Source organism: Pseudomonas sp. CCI1.1, from assembly GCF_034348165.1.
Classification (GTDB): Bacteria; Pseudomonadota; Gammaproteobacteria; order Pseudomonadales; family Pseudomonadaceae; genus Aquipseudomonas; species Aquipseudomonas paracarnis.
The window spans coordinates 1008667-1026539 of the sequence record NZ_CP133780.1; the positions used below are offsets into that span (position 1 = coordinate 1008667).

Genomic DNA, 17873 nt, shown 5'->3' on the forward strand with positions numbered 1-17873 from the left:
GCGAACTGCCATCTAGGTACAGACAAACAAAAAAGCCCCGCTTAACGGGGCTTTCAAAGCGGTGCAACGAGGCTTACTTGGTTTTCGGCCGCTTGCTCGATGCATGGCCTGCCTCATCTACAAACACTTCGGCGACGGCGATCGCCATGCTTTCGGTCTCGAATACGCCGGCAACGCTGTCACCGTGAAAATTGATCAAGTGCCAGCCGTCCGCTCGCTTCGTGATCAGGTAGCCGTTTACACCTTTTGGTTCTGACATCTGTTGGCAATCTCGTGGTCTTGGTTCAAGGCGCCCATGATAGCGCCAAATGCCGGGGCGGGGCGCAAGTTGTTGCGGGTCAGTGCCAGGGGCGCAAAAGCGTGCTAAAACCAATGCAGCCCTTCTCAACAAGGGGCCAAGTCGGATTCTGGCCGACCGTTGGTGATGCGCTATGCAGCATCAGCGGAACTTACGCCGACATTTTTTCTCTATGATGACATTGCAACGCCAGCAGGACCCCATTGTAAGGTGACTGCGGCCTGATTAGACTGCGCCGAATTCCGTACGCACAGCCCTTTGTAAGGACTCATATGATCAAGAAATGCTTGTTCCCAGCAGCCGGTTACGGCACTCGCTTCTTGCCAGCGACCAAAGCCATGCCCAAAGAAATGCTGCCAGTGGTGAACAAGCCACTGATTCAGTACGGTGTGGAAGAGGCACTGGATGCCGGTTTGAACGAGATCTCCATCGTCACGGGTCGTGGTAAGCGCGCGCTGGAAGACCACTTCGACATCAGCTATGAGCTGGAAAACCAGATCAAGGGCACCGACAAGGAAAAATACCTGGTCGGTATCCGTAAACTGCTCGACGAGTGCTCGTTCTCCTACACCCGTCAGACTCAGATGAAAGGCCTCGGCCACGCCATCCTCACCGGCCGCCCGCTGATCGGTGATGAACCCTTCGCCGTGGTCCTGGCGGACGACCTGTGCGTCAACCTGGAGGGCGACGGTGTGCTGACCCAGATGGTCAAGCTCTACCAGAAATACCGTTGCACCATCGTTGCGGTAATGGAAGTCAACCCAACCGAAACCAATAAGTACGGTGTTATCGCCGGCGACGATATTGGCGATGGCCTGATCCGCGTACGCGACATGGTCGAAAAACCAGCACCGGAAGACGCGCCATCGAACCTGGCGATTATCGGTCGTTACATCCTCACGCCGGACATCTTCAAGCTGATCGAAGAAACCGAGCCAGGCAAGGGCGGCGAGATCCAGATCACCGACGCTCTGCTCAAGCAAGCCAAAGATGGTTGCGTGATTGCCTACAAGTTCAAGGGCCAGCGTTTCGACTGCGGCGGCGCTGAGGGCTACATCGAAGCGACCAACTTCTGCTACGAGCATTTCTACAAGACGGGCAAGGCTTACTGATTCACGCTTGCCGGTACGTTTTAAGCGAAAGCCACCTTCGGGTGGCTTTTTCGTTTTTTAGCCCCATGTAAGTCGGTATGCTGGTGTCCTGCCGAGGAGAGTGAAATGGCCTACGATTTTGACCTGTATGTAATTGGCGCCGGTTCCGGCGGTGTTCGCGCGGCGCGCTTTGCCGCAGGCTTTGGCGCCAAGGTGGCGGTGGCCGAGAGCCGCTACCTGGGTGGCACCTGTGTGAACGTCGGCTGCGTGCCAAAGAAGCTGTTGGTGTACGGCGCGCATTTTGCCGAAGACTTTGAACAGGCCAGCGGCTTTGGCTGGTCCCTGGGTGAGGCGAACTTTGATTGGGCGACCCTGATCGCCAACAAGGATCGTGAGATCAGCCGCCTCAACGGTATCTATCGCAACCTGTTGGTCAACAGCGGCGTGACCCTGCATGAAGGGCATGCACGCCTGGTCGATGCCCATCAGGTGGAGATCAACGGTGAGCGCTTCACTGCCAAGCACATCCTGATCGCCACCGGCGGCTGGCCGCAGATCCCTGAGATTCCAGGGCGCGAGCACGCCATTGGCTCCAATGAGGCATTCTTTCTTAAAGAGCTGCCCAAGCGCGTGCTGGTAGTGGGTGGTGGTTATATCGCCGTTGAGTTCGCCGGCATCTTCCACGGCTTGGGCGCCCAAACGTCATTGCTGTATCGCGGCGATCTGTTCTTGCGCGGCTTTGACGGTTCGGTGCGCAAACACCTGCAAGAAGAGCTGACCAAGCGCGGCCTGGACTTGCGGTTCAATGCCGACATCGAGCGTATCGACAAGCAGGCCGACGGCAGCCTTAAGGCCACTTTGAAGGATGGCCGCGTGCTGGAAGCCGATTGCGTGTTCTACGCCACTGGCCGCCGTCCAATGCTGGATAACCTGGGCCTGGAAAATACCGGGGTCAAACTGGACGAGCGCGGTTTCGTCGCGGTGGATGATCTCTACCAGACCGCCGAGCCGTCGATCCTGGCGATTGGCGATGTGATTGGTCGTGTGCAGCTGACGCCGGTTGCCCTGGCTGAAGGCATGGCCGTGGCGCGGCGGTTGTTCAAGCCCGAGCAATACCGCCCGGTGGATTACGCCAATATCGCGACGGCGGTGTTCAGCCTGCCGAATATCGGCACAGTCGGCCTGACTGAAGAGGATGCACGCAAAAATGGCCACAACGTGCAGATCTTTGAAAGCCGGTTCCGGCCGATGAAGCTGACCCTGACCGATTGCCAGGAAAAGACCCTGATGAAGCTGGTGGTCGACGCCGACACCGACAAAGTATTGGGTTGCCACATGGTCGGCCCGGATGCGGGTGAGATCGTGCAAGGGCTGGCGATCGCGCTCAAGGCGGGCGCGACCAAGCAGCATTTCGACGAAACCATCGGCGTGCATCCTACGGCGGCGGAAGAATTCGTCACCATGCGCACGCCTGTGGCGCCCTGATCAGCTTGGCTCTGCTGCCTCTGGCACCGTTGCAACGACGGTCGCCAGGCGCAGGGCTTCGATGCTTGCCTGGGCCTTGATCAGGTCCAGCTCAAGCGCCTTGTTGTGCTGCTGATATTCAAGCAGTGACGCTTGGCGCGATTGGCTGTCCAGCACGGCAACCCGTAGGCGCTCCTGGAGCAGGGTGCGCTCGCTGTCGATCTGGCTGAGCTGTTCCTTGAGTTTCAACTGTAGCGCCTGGTCCTGGCGAGCGTGCTCCTGCAGCGTATTCAATTCCTTGGTTGTCACTCGCTGCTCACTCAGCAGGCGCTCGTTGTCGCGATGCAGTTGGGTGATTTCGTCCTGGCGCACCAGAGCGCTTTGCTGGGCCTGACGCAATTCGGCCTGTACCTGTTGCAACTGGCCCTCATGGCGACGCTGTTCCTGTTCACGCTGCTCCTTGATGGCAGTGCGGTAATGCTCAAGCGCATCGCGGGCGTGCAGGTGTTTTTCTTCCAGTGAGCGAATCTGCTCGTCTTTGTCGTTGAGCCTTAGCTCGTAGTCGCTGCACGCCTGGCTCAGCCCGGCGTTACGGGTTTGCTCGGTCTGCAGGCTGGTGCTGGCAGTTTGCAGCGCCGCGCTTTCTTCAGCGAGGGCAGCGGCCTGGATATCAAATTGCTGTTTGAGCTGGGTGTGCGCTTCTTCCAGGGTTTCTACCTGGGCGAGCAGGGCGGCTTTTTGTTGCTCGAATTGCGCCAGGGCCAGGTCGATCGGCTCTTGGGCCTTCTCTTTCAGGCGTTGGGACAGGCGTGCGACCAGTTCACCAAGCTCATCGTCGATCGGCGCTTGGGTGATGGTCTGGCGCGTCTCACTTTCGTCCAGCTCTTTCAAATAGCGATGAATGGTGGTTTTCGAGCCGGTATTACCCATTTCGATACGCACCGCATCGATACTGGGGTTTTCGCCACGGGCGAGGATCGCCAGGCGTGCCGTTTGCACTACTGCTTTGTTTATGCCGCCGCGAGCCATGGGGTCTCCGTCGATTTAGTACTGTGGTACAGAGTATGTGTGTACATACTGTAACACGATTAAAAACTCGTTGAAATTCATGATTTAACAGATGGGATATTGGCGTATTATCCCGTGTCATAAGCATTTTCATCAGCCATTCACCCGTCAGCGGTACGAAAAGACGCCTATGAGCGACCTGGACCGATATCTCAACGCTGCCACCCGCGACAACACGCGCCGCAGCTACCGCGCGGCCATCGAGCATTTCGAAGTCAGTTGGGGAGGGTTCCTGCCGGCCACCAGCGACAGCGTGGCGCGCTACCTCGTGGCGCATGCCGGGGTGTTGGCAGTCAACACCTTGAAACTGCGGCTCTCGGCCTTGGCGCAATGGCATACCAGCCAAGGGTTTGCCGACCCGACGAAGGCGCCGGTGGTACGCAAGGTGCTCAAGGGCATCCGCGCCGTGCACCCGGCGCGGGAGCGGCAGGCCGAGCCTCTGCAGCTCACGCAGTTGGAGCAAGTAATCGCCGCCCTGGACATTGAAGCCAAACAGGCCAGCGAGCATCACGACCAGCCGCGCTTGCTACGGGCCAAGCGCGACGCTGCGCTGATTCTGCTGGGCTTCTGGCGGGGCTTTCGCAGTGATGAGCTGTGCCGATTAAGCATTGAGCACGTGCAGGCCGTGCCAGGCGCAGGCATTAGCCTGTACTTGCCACGCAGCAAAAGTGACCGGGACAACCTCGGCAAAACCTACCAGACCCCAGCGTTGCTCCGGCTGTGCCCGGTGCAGGCTTATAGCGAGTGGCTCAGCGCCTCGGCTTTGGTGCGCGGCCCGGTGTTTCGCGGCATCGACCGCTGGGGCAACCTGGGTGAGGAGGGCTTGCATCCCAACAGTGTGATCCCGTTATTGCGCCAGGCCCTTGAGCGCGCAGGCATCCCCGCCGATCAATACACCAGCCACTCCCTGCGTCGGGGCTTTGCCACTTGGGCGCATCGCAGTGGTTGGGATTTGAAGTCCCTGATGAGTTACGTCGGCTGGAACGACATGAAATCTGCGATGCGCTATGTTGAAGCGACGCCGTTTCTGGGCATGACCCTGGCAACCCAACCGCTGATTTGAGATTTTTTCTATTAATAGCGTCACCTGATAGAGAAACCCAATCGTCAGCATCAGGTTTGCCAATGAGCCATCGACCGTAAGAGCCGGTAGGATTCACCTCATCAACTTCTTAACCCCTGACGGAGAGTCAACGATGCCTATCATCAACAGCCAAGTAAAACCGTTTAAAGCCACCGCTTTCAAAAACGGCAGCTTCGTCGATGTGACCGACGCTGACCTGAAAGGCAAGTGGTCGGTTGTCTTCTTCTACCCAGCCGACTTCACCTTCGTTTGCCCAACCGAACTGGAAGACCTGGCTGACAACTATGCCGAATTCCAGAAGCTGGGCGTCGAAATCTACAGCGTTTCTACCGACACCCACTTTGCCCACGCTGCCTGGCACAACACGTCGCCAGCCATCGGCAAAATCCAGTACACCATGATTGGCGACCCAACCCTGACCATCTCCCGCAACTTCGACGTGCTGATCGAAGAGGCTGGGCTGGCAGACCGCGGCACCTTCGTGATCAACCCGGAAGGTCAGATCAAGATCGTTGAGCTGAACGACGGCGGTGTAGGTCGTGACGCTTCCGAGCTGCTGCGCAAGATCAAGGCCGCTCAGTACGTCGCTGCCCACCCGGGTGAAGTCTGCCCAGCCAAATGGAAAGAAGGCGAGGCCACTCTGGCGCCGTCTCTGGACCTGGTCGGCAAGATCTAAGTCTGTGAACGCGTATCAAGGGCGGGTATCCGCACTTAAGTAAGCTGCATCCGCCCTCAAAACGCCCGGGCGAGAGTCGCTCGGGCGTTTTTTTGTCTGCAATAAACCGAATGAACAGGAAATCGCCCGTATGTTGGACGCCAATCTTAAAGCTCAGTTGAAGTCATACCTGGAACGGGTCACCCAGCCGATCGAGATCATCGCCTCCCTCGACGACGGTGCGAAATCCCAGGAAATGCTTGCTCTTTTGCAGGACGTAACCAGCCTCTCAACGCTGATTACCCTGAACACCGATGGCAATGATGCGCGCAAGCCATCGTTCTCCATCAACCGCCCGGGTGCTGAGATCAGCTTGCGTTTCGCCGGCATCCCTATGGGCCATGAATTCACTTCGTTGGTGCTGGCCCTGTTGCAAGTGGGTGGCCACCCGTCGAAAGCCAGTGTCGAAGTAATTGAACAGATCCGCGCTCTCAAAGGCGAGTTCAGCTTCGAGACGTACTTCTCGCTGTCGTGCCAGAACTGCCCGGACGTGGTCCAGGCGCTGAATCTGATGGCCGTGCTGAACCCGAACATTCGCCACGTTGCGATTGATGGCGCGCTGTTCCAGGCTGAAGTCGATGAGCGCCAGATCATGGCGGTCCCGAGTGTCTACTTGAACGGAGTCAACTTTGGCCAGGGCCGCATGGGCCTCGAAGAAATCCTCGCCAAGCTCGACACCAGCGGTATCGAGAAAGCCGCGGAAAAAATCAGCGCCAAGGACGCCTTCGACGTCCTGGTGGTTGGCGGTGGCCCCGCCGGGTCCTCGGCTGCCATTTACGCGGCACGTAAAGGTATTCGTACCGGTGTGGCGGCTGAACGCTTTGGTGGCCAGGTACTGGACACCATGTCCATCGAGAATTTTATCTCGGTACAGGAAACCGAAGGGCCGAAACTGGCTAGTGCGCTGGAAGCCCATGTGCGTCAGTACGATGTGGACATCATGAACCTGCAACGCGCTAGCAGCCTGGTACCGGCGAAAAATGCCGGGGAGCTGCACGAAATTCGCTTCGAAAGCGGTGCGACCCTCAAGTCCAAGACCGTGATCCTGGCCACAGGCGCCCGCTGGAGAGAGATGGGTGTGCCCGGTGAGCAGGAATACAAAGCCCGCGGCGTGTGCTTCTGCCCGCACTGCGATGGCCCGCTGTTCAAAGGCAAGCGTGTGGCGGTGATCGGCGGCGGTAACTCCGGCGTGGAAGCGGCCATTGACCTGGCCGGTATCGTCAGCCATGTCACCTTGCTTGAGTTCGACAGCAAGCTGCGCGCCGACGCCGTGTTGCAACGCAAGCTCTACAGCCTGCCGAACGTGGATGTGATTACCAGTGCATTGACCAGTGAGGTCAAAGGCGATGGCCAGAAAGTCACCGGCCTTGCCTACAAGGACCGCGACAGCGGTGAGTTCAAGACCATCGACCTGGAAGGCATCTTCGTGCAGATTGGCTTGCTGCCCAACACCGACTGGCTCAAAGGCACGGTAGAGCTGTCGCCGCGCGGCGAGATCATTGTCGATGCCCGTGGCGAGACTTCACTGCCTGGCGTGTTCGCCGCCGGTGACGTAACCACCGTGCCGTACAAGCAGATCGTGATTGCAGTAGGCGAGGGCGCCAAGGCTTCGTTGAGCGCGTTCGATCACTTGATCCGCACCTCTGCTCCGGCGTAATCCTGGGCTGAAAATGAAAAACCCCATGAGCGATCATGGGGTTTTTCTCGTTCCCACGCCCGGCGCGGGATTCTCGTTCCCACGCTCCGCGGGGGAATGCATCCGGTGACGCTCCGCGTCACGCAGTGCTTATTACATCGGCGCCGGCTGGATGATCTCAACCCAATAGGCATCCGGGTCCTTGATGAACGCGAGGCTCTTCATGCGGCCATCCGTCAGGCGTTTCTGGAAATCACAGCCCAAGGCTTCGAAACGTTCGCACGCCGCCACAATGTCCGGCACCGAGATGCAGATATGGCCAAAGCCGCGTGGGTCGGTGTTGCCGTTGTGGTAGGCAAAGTCGGCATCGTTTTCGGTGCCGTGGTTGTGGGTCAGTTCGAGGATGCCCGGAATCGATTTCATCCATTGGGTACGCTCGGCGGCGTCGGCCGGGATCTGGGCCTTGTCCACCAGGGCCAGGAAGTACAGGCTGAATTCGGCTTCCGGGAAGTCACGTTTCTCGACCAGGGAGAAACCCAGGATGCGCGTGTAGAAGTCCAGCGACTTGGTGATGTCCTTGACCCGCAACATGGTGTGGTTGAACACGAAGTTTGCCGTAGCGTTGTCGGGTTGGGCAGTGACGCCCGGGAAGGTGTTCAATTCGTGCAGGCTCATGGGCCCTCCAGAAAAAATGTGAGATGAGCGGTCCATTGGCTTGCGGCCTGCCTCCATGCAGGCGGGCCATGATACGCAAGGCGCACCGGCTGCGCCAAATGAAAAAGCGCGCTAAACCCTTGCGGTCAGCGCGCGCCGGGCCGCACACTTTGCGGCTGGAACCTTGGGTGTTTTTTGCAATGATCGAGTTTCGTAGGCCGCTGTTGAGTGCTGTGTGCGTGTTGTTGGGCAGCCCGTTTGTGCTGGCAGCTGACCCGCAGGTCCATTGGCCCAGCGGTTGGCAGGTCGAAGAAGTCGTGCCTGACGACGAACTCCCTGCCAAACCCCAAGCAGTGTCCCGGCAGCGAGCGATCAAGAATGATGAAAATGGCGCCACGTTGATGGTGATGGAGTTGACCGGGACGCCGATTGAAACCGGCCATAAAGTTAATCTTCCCGGCGTGTTGCTGGAGATGCGCAAGTCGATCCAGAAAGACTTTGCCCGTGGCGGTTATCAAAGCGTGTGCAGCAAAATGCACCCCACGACATTGAGTCGGCTTGACGCGCTGGAAACTACCTGTGTGATTACCGAGAACGGTCGACACGTATTGTCGCAAACATTAGTCGGTGCGCTGGATGTCGATAAGGCCTATGTATTTTCATACGCGGGCCAAGCGCAAGCGTACGAGGCGAGCAAGGAGGAAATCAGTTCGGTGCGTAACAGTCTGAAACTTTGACCCGCTCAAGCTGAGCGAATGTGAACAATGTGAACGCTAAGTTAAATTCGATTCCGAACCGCTAGAGCAAAAAAAGCCCCGCGTATGCGGGGCTTTTTTTTAGTACATGTTTCAGCCGCGAAGCCAGGAATCTACAGTGGCAGCGCCGTACTGTTCTTTCCAGGCTTTAAGGCCGCGGTGGTTGCCACCTTTGGTCTCGATCAGCTCGCCGGTATGCGGGTTGTGGTAAACCTTGACCACCCGTGCGCGGCGCTGTTTTGGCGCGGCGGCGGCCGGTGCGCCGCCTTTGCGTGGCGCTGGGTCGAGGATAGCGATCACGTCGCGCAAGCTTTTGTCGTATTTGCCCATCAGCGTCTTGAGCTTTTCTTCGAATTCGATTTCTTTCTTCAAGCCAGCGTCATTCTTCAAAGATTCCAGCTGTGCAAGCTGCTCTTGAAGGGCTTTTTCTGCTGCGCGAAATTCGGCGAGTCTGGACAAAATCTGTACTCCAATAATGTAGTTGCGGATATCAACTGCAGACAAAGCTATAAGCCAAGAACGTTAAGCCACGTCAACGAAAAAGACCCTTCTGCGAGTTCTGCACAGGCAGAAAAAATTGTAGTAGTTAATTCATTCCGAGTAAATCATGTCTTTTAAAGAAAGACCAATCTTTCATCGTAGACCGCGCAAGGCTATTCAACGATCCCCAAGGATTTAATGAATTCATCGCAGGGTAATGGTCGGCCAAACAGGTAACCCTGTAGGAAATCCACGCCTTGGGCCACGAGGTATTCACACTGTTGGGCTGTTTCTACACCTTCGGCAACAATGCCTAGATCCAGCTTGACCGACAACTCTATGATGCTGTCGAGAATATGCCGCGACAGCGCATCTGCACCGATCATGGCGACAAAGCTTTGATCGATCTTCAAGTAGTCGACATTGAAATTGCGCAAATAGCCCAAGCTGGAGTGGCCGGTGCCGAAGTCATCAATGGCGATCATGACGCCCAGTTGATGCAGGGCCTCGAACAGCCGGCGGGTGGTCTCGGTGGGTTCGATCAGCTCCCGCTCAGTCAGCTCCAGCACCAGGGTGACCTGGCCGGGTGGGAACGCGGCCAGAAATTCCTGGCAGTCCTGCACCAGCGCCATGTCATGGCAATGGCGTGCAGTGATGTTCACGCCGATATGAAAGCCGGGGCTGAAACGTGCGGCATGGGGCGCCAGTTGCGCGGCGGTCTGGCGCAGCAGGGCGCGGGTCATCGGCACGATCAGGCCAGAGTCTTCGGCCAGGGGAATAAACAGGTCCGGGCGCACCAGGCCTTCTTTGGGATGCCTCCAGCGCATCAGCACCTCACAGCCGGCCCATTGGCGTGTGTCACCCCGTACCACCGGTTGGAAATACGGGATGAACTCATTGGCGCCCAAGGCGCGTTGTAACTCGTGGGTTGGCGCGGACGAGCGTTTTTGCAGCCAGTGAGCGAGCAGCCCCGCCAATATGCCGAAAAACACCACCAGGCTGAACAGCGCCGGATACCGCGCCTGCATGTAGCGCCAGACTTCACCCTCGGGCATCCCGGCTTCGACACTGTAGCGATAGCGCTCGGAAGCCAGGCGTTGTGGGGCCACGGCAAATACCGGCAACGCGCCTTGATGCACCTTGCCGTCGGCCCCCAGCCAGTTCGGGCCGACTTGCAATACCAAGTACGCGTAACGGCTGATCAAGCGCAAGGCGTTGGTGAGGTGGTAACCGTCAACCGAGGCAAACGCGCCTTGATCGCCTTCCACCAGGCGGTACACCAGCAGGGCGGTATCGGGTGTAACGGGGTTACCTTTCATCAACCACAGGCGCCCATCCACATAGTCGTCCGGGTTGACGGGCGATTGGTAGCGACCGCCAAACAACGAGCTGCAATAGATGTTTTTCTGCCAGGACAGCGTCGTGGCCCGCACAAACGGCCGGCGCGTGACTTGTTCACGTAGCGCCAACTTGGCGCTGCTGTCACAAGGTTTACCGGCCAGCGGCAGCAAAGCCTGGGCAGCGATGGCGGTATTGTCGAGCATCAGGTCGAACTGGCGGACCGCTTCTTGAGCGGTTTGCGCCGTGCTTTGCTCAAGGGTGCGCTCGGCTTGCCAGTACAGAATCACAACCCCCAGCAAGATGGGCAACACGCCGCTGGTTGCACTGATGAAATAGCGTGCGGCTCGGCTTCGTGGGCCTTTGACAGTCAGGGGCATAGGGGCAGTCAGTCGCGAGAAAAAGAGTGAGATAAGCCGATGATAGATGGCATTACGCAGGCCTGCTCACTTGTTTCAAGCGGGTTGACCTCGCCGTTCGGTCAGTGGTGGCGGGGATCAGGCACCGCCCCCGCCCGAACCCGCAAAGTCCGTTGAAGTACAGAGTGTGGAGGGTGTCGCCGACGCTGCGTTTCACTACATTGGGTGACTATGTAGGGTGCGACGCATGAGAGGACGCTGCGCATAGCCAGGTCACTAAGTGAGCGAGGGGTACAACCCTTGCGCCAGCTCGATGAATGCCAGGGTAGCCGGGGAGGACTGTCGTCGATCCAGCACCGCCAGTCCGATCCGGCGTGGGACCTGCGGCGCCAATGGCAACGCCACATAACGCCAGTCGCTATGTTCCGGCAAGGAGGCCTGCGCAACCACACTCAAACCATCGCCCCGACTGACCGCCTCCAACGTACTGAGCAACTGCGCACAGCGGTACCGGACTTTGGGCTGCAATCGGGCTTGACTGAACAAGCGCATCACCAGCTCCGACGAGCCGGCTTCAGTCAGAATAAAGGGTTCATCGCAGAGCGCTTGCAGGGGCACGGCCTCAAGGGCGGCCAACCGGTGCCCGGCCGGTAGCAGCGCCACCAGTTGATCTTCCAGCAACGCGACCGTATCGAAGCGTTCCTGCTCCAGCACCACAAAACCGATATCCACCCGGCGCTCATCCAGCCACTGAATGACCTGGCGATCAGGCCCTTCATCCACATGCACTTCAATACCCGGATAAACCTGGCGAAAGCGCCTGAGGAGAGGCGGCAACAACCGAACCGACGCCGTCGGCCCGAACGAGCCGATACGCAGCGTGCCACGCTTCATGCCGCGTGCATCCGCCGCTTCCTGCTGCAAGGTGTTGGCCAGCCCCAGCATGGCCCGGGCGCGTCCCAGCAATTGTGCGCCGATTTCGCTCAGTTCCACCGCCGTCTGATGGCGCCGAAACAACTCCACCCCCAGTTCCTGCTCCAAGGCCTTGATCGCGTGGGACACCGCCGACTGGCTGATACCCAGGCGATGCGCCGCACTGGTAAAACCTTGCAGTTCGGCCACCAGAGAAAAGATTTCCAGTTGGGTCAGGGTCATGAGTAAAGGCTCATTTTACGATGAGGAGTGATTAGCCAAAGAATACGCCCATTCGTCCCTCACCTGAGCACCGCCTTATGCGTCACGTCGCCGATGGCCTCACTTATCTGAAGCTTGCCGCTGTCACCATGATCTGGGGCGGCACCTTTGTCGCAGGGCGCTACCTGGCTGATCAGGTCCACCCGCTGCTGGCCGCCACTCTGCGCTTCACCTTGGCCAGCGCAGCATTGCTGCTGTACATGGTCGTTTCGCGCACGGCCCTGGTGCGCCCCAGCACGCGCCAATGGGGCCAATTGGCGGTGTTGGGGTTCTTCGGGATTTTCTTTTACAACCTGTGCTTCTTTTATGGGCTGCAGTACACCAATGCGTCACGCGCCTCGTTGATTGTCGCGTTGAACCCGGCGGTGATCGGCCTGGCGTCCTGGTGGTTGTTCAAGGAGCGCCTGGGCCGCATCAAATGTATCGGTATCGCGTTGTGCCTGGCAGGCGCGGCGACCGTCATCATCAGTCGCAATCCCCAGGCATTGCAGGGCGCGACCATGGCCTGGGCCGGTGACCTGCTGATCCTCGGTTGCGTGGCGGGGTGGGGCGTTTACACGCTGTTCTCCCGTGGGCTCAATCAGAGCCTGGGGCCGTTGCAGACCGTGACCTGGTCGGTGCTGCTGGGCACGCTGATGCTAAGCGTTACGGCGCTGGTTTCACCCAGCGTGACCATGGCAGGGCTGCACGCTATTGATCTGCCGCAACTGCTCAGCCTGATGTACCTGGGCGTGATGGGGTCGGCGCTGGCGTATATCGGCTATTACGATGGCATTCGTCGCATAGGCGCCACACGGTCCGGGGTGTTCATCGCGCTCAACCCATTGACGGCGGTCATTTGCGGCGCGGTGCTGCTGGACGAACCGCTGACGATGGCGATGTGGGTGGGGGGGGCGGTCATCCTGCTGGGCATCTACCTGTGTAACAAACCCCTTGCGCAGGGCAGGGTAATGGGGATTTGATAAGACTACGGACAAACCCGGTTACGCTGTGTAGAATCAGTTTACGCATACAAGAATATGGACTTGCGCTCACGCAAGCCTCGGCCGTCAGAGACTGATGACACCATGAAGCTACTTGGCTCCCCCCTCATCTTTGGTGACTTTCTCGCCCGCAGCGTGCGAGGCCTTTCTTGTGCGCCACCCTCCAGCCTCATCCTTGCTCGCAACTAAACAATTGCTACCTACAAGAATGATGAGGCACCGAACATGACCGACCAACATGCAAACCCAATGGGCCTGATGGGCTTTGAATTCATCGAATTCGCCTCGCCGACCCCGGGCACACTGGAGCCGATCTTCGAGATCATGGGCTTCACCAAAGTGGCCACCCACCGTTCCAAGAACGTGCACCTGTATCGCCAGGGCGAGATCAACCTGATCCTCAACAACGAACCTGACAGCCTCGCTTCCTACTTCGCGGCCGAGCACGGCCCGTCGGTGTGCGGCATGGCGTTCCGGGTCAAGGACTCGCAGCAGGCTTACAAGCGCGCCCTGGAACTGGGCGCCCAGCCGATCCACATCGACACCGGCCCGATGGAATTGAACCTGCCGGCGATCAAAGGCATTGGCGGTTCGCCGTTGTACCTGATCGACCGTTTCGGCGAAGGCAACTCGATCTACGACATCGACTTCGTCTACCTTGAAGGCGTTGACCGCCATCCGGTAGGCGCTGGCCTGAAGGTCATCGACCACCTGACCCACAACGTCTATCGCGGGCGCATGATCTATTGGGCCAATTTCTACGAGAAGCTGTTCAACTTCCGTGAAGCGCGTTATTTCGATATCAAGGGCGAGTACACCGGCCTGACCTCCAAGGCCATGAGCGCGCCGGACGGCCAGATCCGGATCCCGTTGAACGAAGAGTCGTCCAAGGGCGCCGGGCAGATCGAAGAGTTCCTGATGCAGTTCAATGGCGAGGGGATCCAGCACGTAGCGTTCCTCACCGACGACCTGATCAAGACCTGGGACGCGCTGAAGAAGATCGGCATGCGCTTTATGACCGCGCCGCCAGACACTTACTACGAAATGCTCGAAGGTCGCCTGCCGAACCATGGCGAGCCAGTGGATCAATTGCAATCGCGCGGTATCCTGCTGGATGGCTCGTCGGCTGCCGGTGACAAGCGCCTGCTGCTGCAGATCTTCTCGGAAACCCTGATGGGCCCGGTGTTCTTCGAATTCATCCAGCGTAAAGGCGACGATGGGTTTGGAGAGGGCAACTTCAAGGCGCTGTTCGAGTCGATCGAGCGCGACCAGGTGCGTCGTGGTGTGCTGACCGCCGATTGATCGACAGGCTAAAGCAAAACAGCCCGGTTTTTACCGGGCTGTTTTGTGCCTGATGCAGCGTGTTGCAAATGGCCTGTGGTTTATTGGGAACAGACGCTTCTTGAAATATCACTCAGAGGGTAGGGCGCAGACAATTTCTGCGTGTCCAATATCAAGAGGCCCTCTTATGAATGTGAATTCTCCTCCCCTTCAACGCCCGATTGGCCCATCTACATCAACCGAGCAGATAGGGCCTGTGCGCAATGTTCGCTCAGCCGGTAATGCAGACCCAGTCGATCAGGCGCGTAAAAAGTTTCTCGATGACAGTGAAACCGAGTATGTGGGCAACACACTCACCGCCAAAGCGCATCAACTGACGGAGGCCGCGCTGTCACCCAACAAACCGGGAAGTCCAGGGGTGCAGGTCTCGACATTTGCCGTTGATGGTGTTCAGTCCAACGACCTGATAATGATCAAGCGGGTGCCACTTACAGAAGAGGGGCCTAATTTCGTCCTGTACATGCCGGAAGACGACGTGACCTCGTTTCATGAGTTCGATAATGCGCAGCAGATGACAGACTGGCTCAAAGACGTGGCCAATGATCCGATTGAGCGCAAGCGATTTACGAAGCATTTTGCCAATGATCAAGCGCCCAAGCAGGAGGAGCGGGTCAACCAGAAATTTGGCATGTTCGCTGATGGCGATAGCAATGCAGTGGTAGGAAGTTTTGGTTATGAGAAGGGGAATATCTTCGAGCGTTTAAACAAGGACACTTCGATCCCTCCGGTTCAGGTCGACGGGCTGGTGCGAACACAGCTCTATAAACTGGAACCTGATGGCAAGGCGTTTTATGTCGGATATCGGCCAGATGGAGAAGCCATCGTCTATAGTTACGACGCTTATGGAAACTTGTACGGCGAGGGACAAAAAAAGGACGCCAAGAAGCGCAGATTTTATTTCGTTCAAAATGGGTTGAACGAAAACAAACCGCTTGAACCCATGACGTTCAATGCGTTCCGCAAAAAAATAGCCAGTGTTTCCTTGGACAATGTGGATGCCAATAATCTAAACGGTCTTTACGACGAATTCCTGAAGCAACTCAGAAGTCCTGGGCATGGCCTCGCCACCGCGTTGAAAGCGCTGGGTGTTCCTGAAGACATAGCCCACTCCATCGAAACCATCGCGAAAGACCCCGTCAAAGGAACGTTGCTTGAATTGAACCGCGACAACCGTATCGGCAAGCTGTTTGGTGTCGATCAGCAAGAGATGGATGCCAAGCTGGAAAGCGCAGGCAACCAAGCTCAACACAACATCCCCTATTACGGTAAGTGGCGAGAGAGGTTGGAAGATACCGCCAACGTCATTGAACAAGTTGCCGGCACACCTGATGTGCCGACAACCGAAGTCAGGACCTGACTCAATTGACAGAGGGGTACGGACGCCCCCACAGCCGACATCCACTCTCAGCCTCCCATCAAGCCCGGCGCTGACGCACCAAATGCTTGAATCCCTCATACACCAGCACCATCACCGCCAGCCAGATCGGAATATAGGTCAGCCACTGTCCGCCCTCGATCCCTTCGCCCAACAGCAACGCCACCGCGAGCAGCAATACCGGCTCCACATAGCTCAGCAGCCCGAACAGGCTGAACGCCAACAAGCGACTGGCAATGATGTAACTCACCAGCGCCGAGGCACTGATAAGGCCCAGCATGGGAATCAATGCATAGAGCTTTGGATGCCCATCCAGTACGGCAAAGCCTTGTTCGCCGCTTTGTACAAACCACCAGGCCACCGGCAGCATCAACGCCATATCCAGCCACAGCCCTCCCAGATGATCAGTGGTCAGGTATTTACGCACCACGAAGTACACCGGGTAGCCGATGATCACTACCAGTGTTGCCCAGGAAAAACCACCGGCCTGATACAGCTCATTCAGCACACCCAGCGCGGCAAACACCACAGCAATCTGTTGCAGCCGCGACAGGCGCTCGCCGTAGACCAGGCGCCCGGTGAGCACCATGGTCAACGGCAGCAGAAAATATCCCACGGACACGTCCAGGCTGCGCCCATTGAGCGGCGCCCACATGAACAACCACAACTGCACGCCGAGCAAGGCCGACGACACCAGTACGCCGCCGACCAGCCGTGGCTTGGCCGCCAGCATGCGCAGCAGTTCCCAGACCCTGCGCCACTCGCCGCTGACGAGCATGAACACCGTCATGCAGGGCACGGTGAGCAGCATGCGCCAGCCGAAAATCTCCAGGCCACTCAGGGGCGTAAGCAGTGATGTGAAGTAATACATCACGGCGAACAACACCGAGGCCAAGACCGATAACACAACACCTTTAGACACGCTGCCCTCGCGAAAGCCAATTATTGCGCGGGTAGTCTACAGGCGTGCCAATCGACCGGATACAAAATGCCCGACATCGTTGAACCCCGGCGAGGACGAATGCCCTGGCGTAACCAACGAATCAATGAACGCCTCGTCCTCAGCGCTGATCTTCACCGCCAGCGCTCCGGTGTAGGCGTCCCACTGCGCCTCGGTTCGCGGCCCGACAATCGCCGAGCTCACCGCCGCATTGTTCAGCACCCAGGCGATTGCGAACTCGACGATCCCCACGCCACGCCCTTGAGTGTATTGCTGGATCTGCTGGGCAATGCGCAGTGATTCAACCCGCCACTCGGTTTCCAGGATGCGCTTGTCCTGGCGCGCGGCACGGCTGCCGGGCTCGGGCGTGACGTCCGGGGCGTACTTGCCGCTAAGAACCCCTCGGGCCAGCGGGCTGTAAGGCACCACACCCAGGCCGTAGGCCGCTGCAGCGGTGATCTGTTCGACCTCGGCCTGACGGTTGACGATGTTGTACAGCGGCTGGCTGATAATGGGTTTATCCACGCCCAGGCGTTCAGCCACGCGAATCACTTCAGCGATGCGCCAGCCTCGGTAGTTGGACAGGCCCCAGTAGCGGACTTTGCCCTGGCGGATCAGGTCGCCGATGGCGGATACGGTCACTTCCAACGGCGTGTGGTGGTCTTCGCGGTGCAGGTAGTAGATGTCCAGGTAGTCGGTATCCAGGCGTGCCAGGCTGGCGTCCAGCGCGTTGAACAGACGCTTGCGGCTCAAACCGCTGCGGTTGGGCACGCCGTCGGTAGGGCCGAAGCCGACCTTGGAGGCCACCACCCAATCCTGGCGGTTGCGTGCAATCGCCTCGCCGACGATTTCCTCGGAGCGTCCGCCTGTATACACGTCAGCTGTATCGATGAAGTTGATGCCCTGGTCCCAGGCCTTGTCGATGATGCGCAGCGAGTCTTCGGTACCGGTCTGCTCGCCAAACATCATGGTGCCGAGGGTCAGAGCGCTGACCTTTAACCCGGACTGACCCAATGTACGGTAAATCATGCAAAGCTCCTCATGGCAGGTAAACGTGAGTCATGCAATACCAGACCCGAGCGCTCTGGAACAAGCCCT

General features: G+C 58.2%; 17 protein-coding genes. 9 read left to right on the plus strand and 8 right to left on the minus strand.

The genetic code is table 11. The features are described from left to right. Positions 1 to 73: 73 nt before the first annotated feature. Positions 74 to 259 carry a hypothetical protein gene (locus RHM69_RS04375; protein WP_003191311.1) on the minus strand — a complete coding sequence of 62 codons (186 nt, stop codon included), beginning with the start codon at positions 257 to 259 and terminating at the stop codon, positions 74 to 76. Between the two features lie 311 nt (positions 260 to 570). Between RHM69_RS04375 and galU the strand changes: the two genes are divergently transcribed. Further along, positions 571 to 1410 (plus strand): UTP--glucose-1-phosphate uridylyltransferase GalU, encoded by an 840-nt coding sequence (galU, locus tag RHM69_RS04380; protein ID WP_003173830.1) that lies wholly within the window; start codon positions 571 to 573, stop codon positions 1408 to 1410. A 105-nt stretch (positions 1411 to 1515) separates the two neighbouring features. Beyond that, a complete protein-coding gene (gene gorA, locus RHM69_RS04385) occupies positions 1516 to 2874 on the plus strand; it encodes a glutathione-disulfide reductase (protein ID WP_200599161.1) in 1359 nt (452 codons plus the stop codon). Here gorA and RHM69_RS04390 read toward each other — a convergent pair whose 3' ends face one another. Continuing rightward, positions 2875 to 3882, minus strand: coding sequence for a DNA-binding protein (locus tag RHM69_RS04390; RefSeq protein WP_019817078.1), 1008 nt, complete (start codon positions 3880 to 3882; stop codon positions 2875 to 2877). Between the two features lie 169 nt (positions 3883 to 4051). Here RHM69_RS04390 and RHM69_RS04395 point away from each other — a divergent pair, with 169 nt between their 5' ends. The 3 genes from RHM69_RS04395 to ahpF all read left to right on the plus strand — a co-directional run bounded on the left by RHM69_RS04395 (position 4052) and on the right by ahpF (position 7377). After that, on the plus strand, positions 4052 to 4984 hold the full coding sequence (locus RHM69_RS04395) for a site-specific integrase (RefSeq protein ID WP_038450197.1): 933 nt from the start codon (positions 4052 to 4054) through the stop codon (positions 4982 to 4984). A gap of 133 nt (positions 4985 to 5117) precedes the next feature. Beyond that, on the plus strand, positions 5118 to 5681 hold the full coding sequence (ahpC, locus tag RHM69_RS04400; RefSeq protein WP_003191303.1) for an alkyl hydroperoxide reductase subunit C: 564 nt from the start codon (positions 5118 to 5120) through the stop codon (positions 5679 to 5681). Positions 5682 to 5811: 130 nt separating this feature from the next. Then, on the plus strand, positions 5812 to 7377 hold the full coding sequence (gene ahpF / locus RHM69_RS04405) for an alkyl hydroperoxide reductase subunit F (protein ID WP_020302758.1): 1566 nt from the start codon (positions 5812 to 5814) through the stop codon (positions 7375 to 7377). Between the two features lie 132 nt (positions 7378 to 7509). Here ahpF and gloA read toward each other — a convergent pair whose 3' ends face one another. Further along, on the minus strand, positions 7510 to 8031 hold the full coding sequence (gene gloA, locus RHM69_RS04410; RefSeq protein WP_003191301.1) for a lactoylglutathione lyase: 522 nt from the start codon (positions 8029 to 8031) through the stop codon (positions 7510 to 7512). Between the two features lie 179 nt (positions 8032 to 8210). On the opposite strand from gloA, the gene RHM69_RS04415 reads away from it, so the two are divergent. Further along, on the plus strand, positions 8211 to 8747 hold the full coding sequence (locus tag RHM69_RS04415; protein ID WP_014718509.1) for a DUF4946 domain-containing protein: 537 nt from the start codon (positions 8211 to 8213) through the stop codon (positions 8745 to 8747). 111 nt (positions 8748 to 8858) lie between these two features. On the opposite strand, the gene RHM69_RS04420 is transcribed toward RHM69_RS04415, so the two are convergent. The 3 genes from RHM69_RS04420 to RHM69_RS04430 form a co-directional block, all read right to left on the minus strand. Continuing rightward, complete coding sequence (locus RHM69_RS04420) at positions 8859 to 9224, minus strand: histone-like nucleoid-structuring protein, MvaT/MvaU family (RefSeq protein WP_014718508.1); 366 nt, start codon at positions 9222 to 9224, stop codon at positions 8859 to 8861. Between the two features lie 194 nt (positions 9225 to 9418). Continuing rightward, the gene (locus RHM69_RS04425; protein WP_200599162.1) at positions 9419 to 10963 is read right to left on the minus strand and encodes an EAL domain-containing protein; all 1545 of its coding nucleotides are present in this window, start codon (positions 10961 to 10963) and stop codon (positions 9419 to 9421) included. Between the two features lie 255 nt (positions 10964 to 11218). Beyond that, positions 11219 to 12097: a LysR family transcriptional regulator gene (locus RHM69_RS04430; protein WP_122300861.1), complete on the minus strand. Its 879-nt coding sequence runs from the start codon at positions 12095 to 12097 to the stop codon at positions 11219 to 11221. 77 nt (positions 12098 to 12174) lie between these two features. Between RHM69_RS04430 and RHM69_RS04435 the strand changes: the two genes are divergently transcribed. From RHM69_RS04435 to RHM69_RS04445, 3 genes are all read left to right on the plus strand, one after another. Further along, positions 12175 to 13098, plus strand: coding sequence for a DMT family transporter (locus RHM69_RS04435; RefSeq protein WP_019817072.1), 924 nt, complete (start codon positions 12175 to 12177; stop codon positions 13096 to 13098). Between the two features lie 246 nt (positions 13099 to 13344). Further along, entirely contained in the window at positions 13345 to 14421 is a 1077-nt protein-coding gene (gene hppD / locus RHM69_RS04440; RefSeq protein ID WP_200599163.1) for a 4-hydroxyphenylpyruvate dioxygenase, read from the plus strand. A gap of 235 nt (positions 14422 to 14656) precedes the next feature. Beyond that, complete coding sequence (locus tag RHM69_RS04445) at positions 14657 to 15817, plus strand: dermonecrotic toxin domain-containing protein (RefSeq protein ID WP_200599205.1); 1161 nt, start codon at positions 14657 to 14659, stop codon at positions 15815 to 15817. Positions 15818 to 15875: 58 nt separating this feature from the next. Here the strand turns inward: RHM69_RS04445 and rarD are convergent, their stop codons facing one another. Together rarD and RHM69_RS04455 are read right to left on the minus strand one after the other, a co-directional pair. Then, on the minus strand, positions 15876 to 16757 hold the full coding sequence (rarD, locus tag RHM69_RS04450) for an EamA family transporter RarD (RefSeq protein ID WP_014718502.1): 882 nt from the start codon (positions 16755 to 16757) through the stop codon (positions 15876 to 15878). A gap of 36 nt (positions 16758 to 16793) precedes the next feature. Further along, positions 16794 to 17804, minus strand: a complete 1011-nt coding sequence (locus RHM69_RS04455; protein WP_032903041.1) for an aldo/keto reductase — start codon at positions 17802 to 17804, stop codon at positions 16794 to 16796. Between the last annotated feature and the right edge of the window lie 69 nt (positions 17805 to 17873).

Bases quoted from the DNA above. Each gene is read 5' to 3' on its own strand.
- RHM69_RS04375 (WP_003191311.1), bottom strand. From the start codon at position 259: ATGTCAGAACCAAAAGGTGTAAACGGCTACCTGATCACGAAGCGAGCG.
- galU (WP_003173830.1), top strand. From the start codon at position 571: ATGATCAAGAAATGCTTGTTCCCAGCAGCCGGTTACGGCACTCGCTTC.
- gorA (WP_200599161.1), top strand. From the start codon at position 1,516: ATGGCCTACGATTTTGACCTGTATGTAATTGGCGCCGGTTCCGGCGGT.
- RHM69_RS04390 (WP_019817078.1), bottom strand. From the start codon at position 3,882: ATGGCTCGCGGCGGCATAAACAAAGCAGTAGTGCAAACGGCACGCCTG.
- RHM69_RS04395 (WP_038450197.1), top strand. From the start codon at position 4,052: ATGAGCGACCTGGACCGATATCTCAACGCTGCCACCCGCGACAACACG.
- ahpC (WP_003191303.1), top strand. From the start codon at position 5,118: ATGCCTATCATCAACAGCCAAGTAAAACCGTTTAAAGCCACCGCTTTC.
- ahpF (WP_020302758.1), top strand. From the start codon at position 5,812: ATGTTGGACGCCAATCTTAAAGCTCAGTTGAAGTCATACCTGGAACGG.
- gloA (WP_003191301.1), bottom strand. From the start codon at position 8,031: ATGAGCCTGCACGAATTGAACACCTTCCCGGGCGTCACTGCCCAACCC.
- RHM69_RS04415 (WP_014718509.1), top strand. From the start codon at position 8,211: ATGATCGAGTTTCGTAGGCCGCTGTTGAGTGCTGTGTGCGTGTTGTTG.
- RHM69_RS04425 (WP_200599162.1), bottom strand. From the start codon at position 10,963: ATGCCCCTGACTGTCAAAGGCCCACGAAGCCGAGCCGCACGCTATTTC.
- RHM69_RS04430 (WP_122300861.1), bottom strand. From the start codon at position 12,097: ATGACCCTGACCCAACTGGAAATCTTTTCTCTGGTGGCCGAACTGCAA.
- RHM69_RS04435 (WP_019817072.1), top strand. From the start codon at position 12,175: ATGCGTCACGTCGCCGATGGCCTCACTTATCTGAAGCTTGCCGCTGTC.
- hppD (WP_200599163.1), top strand. From the start codon at position 13,345: ATGACCGACCAACATGCAAACCCAATGGGCCTGATGGGCTTTGAATTC.
- RHM69_RS04455 (WP_032903041.1), bottom strand. From the start codon at position 17,804: ATGATTTACCGTACATTGGGTCAGTCCGGGTTAAAGGTCAGCGCTCTG.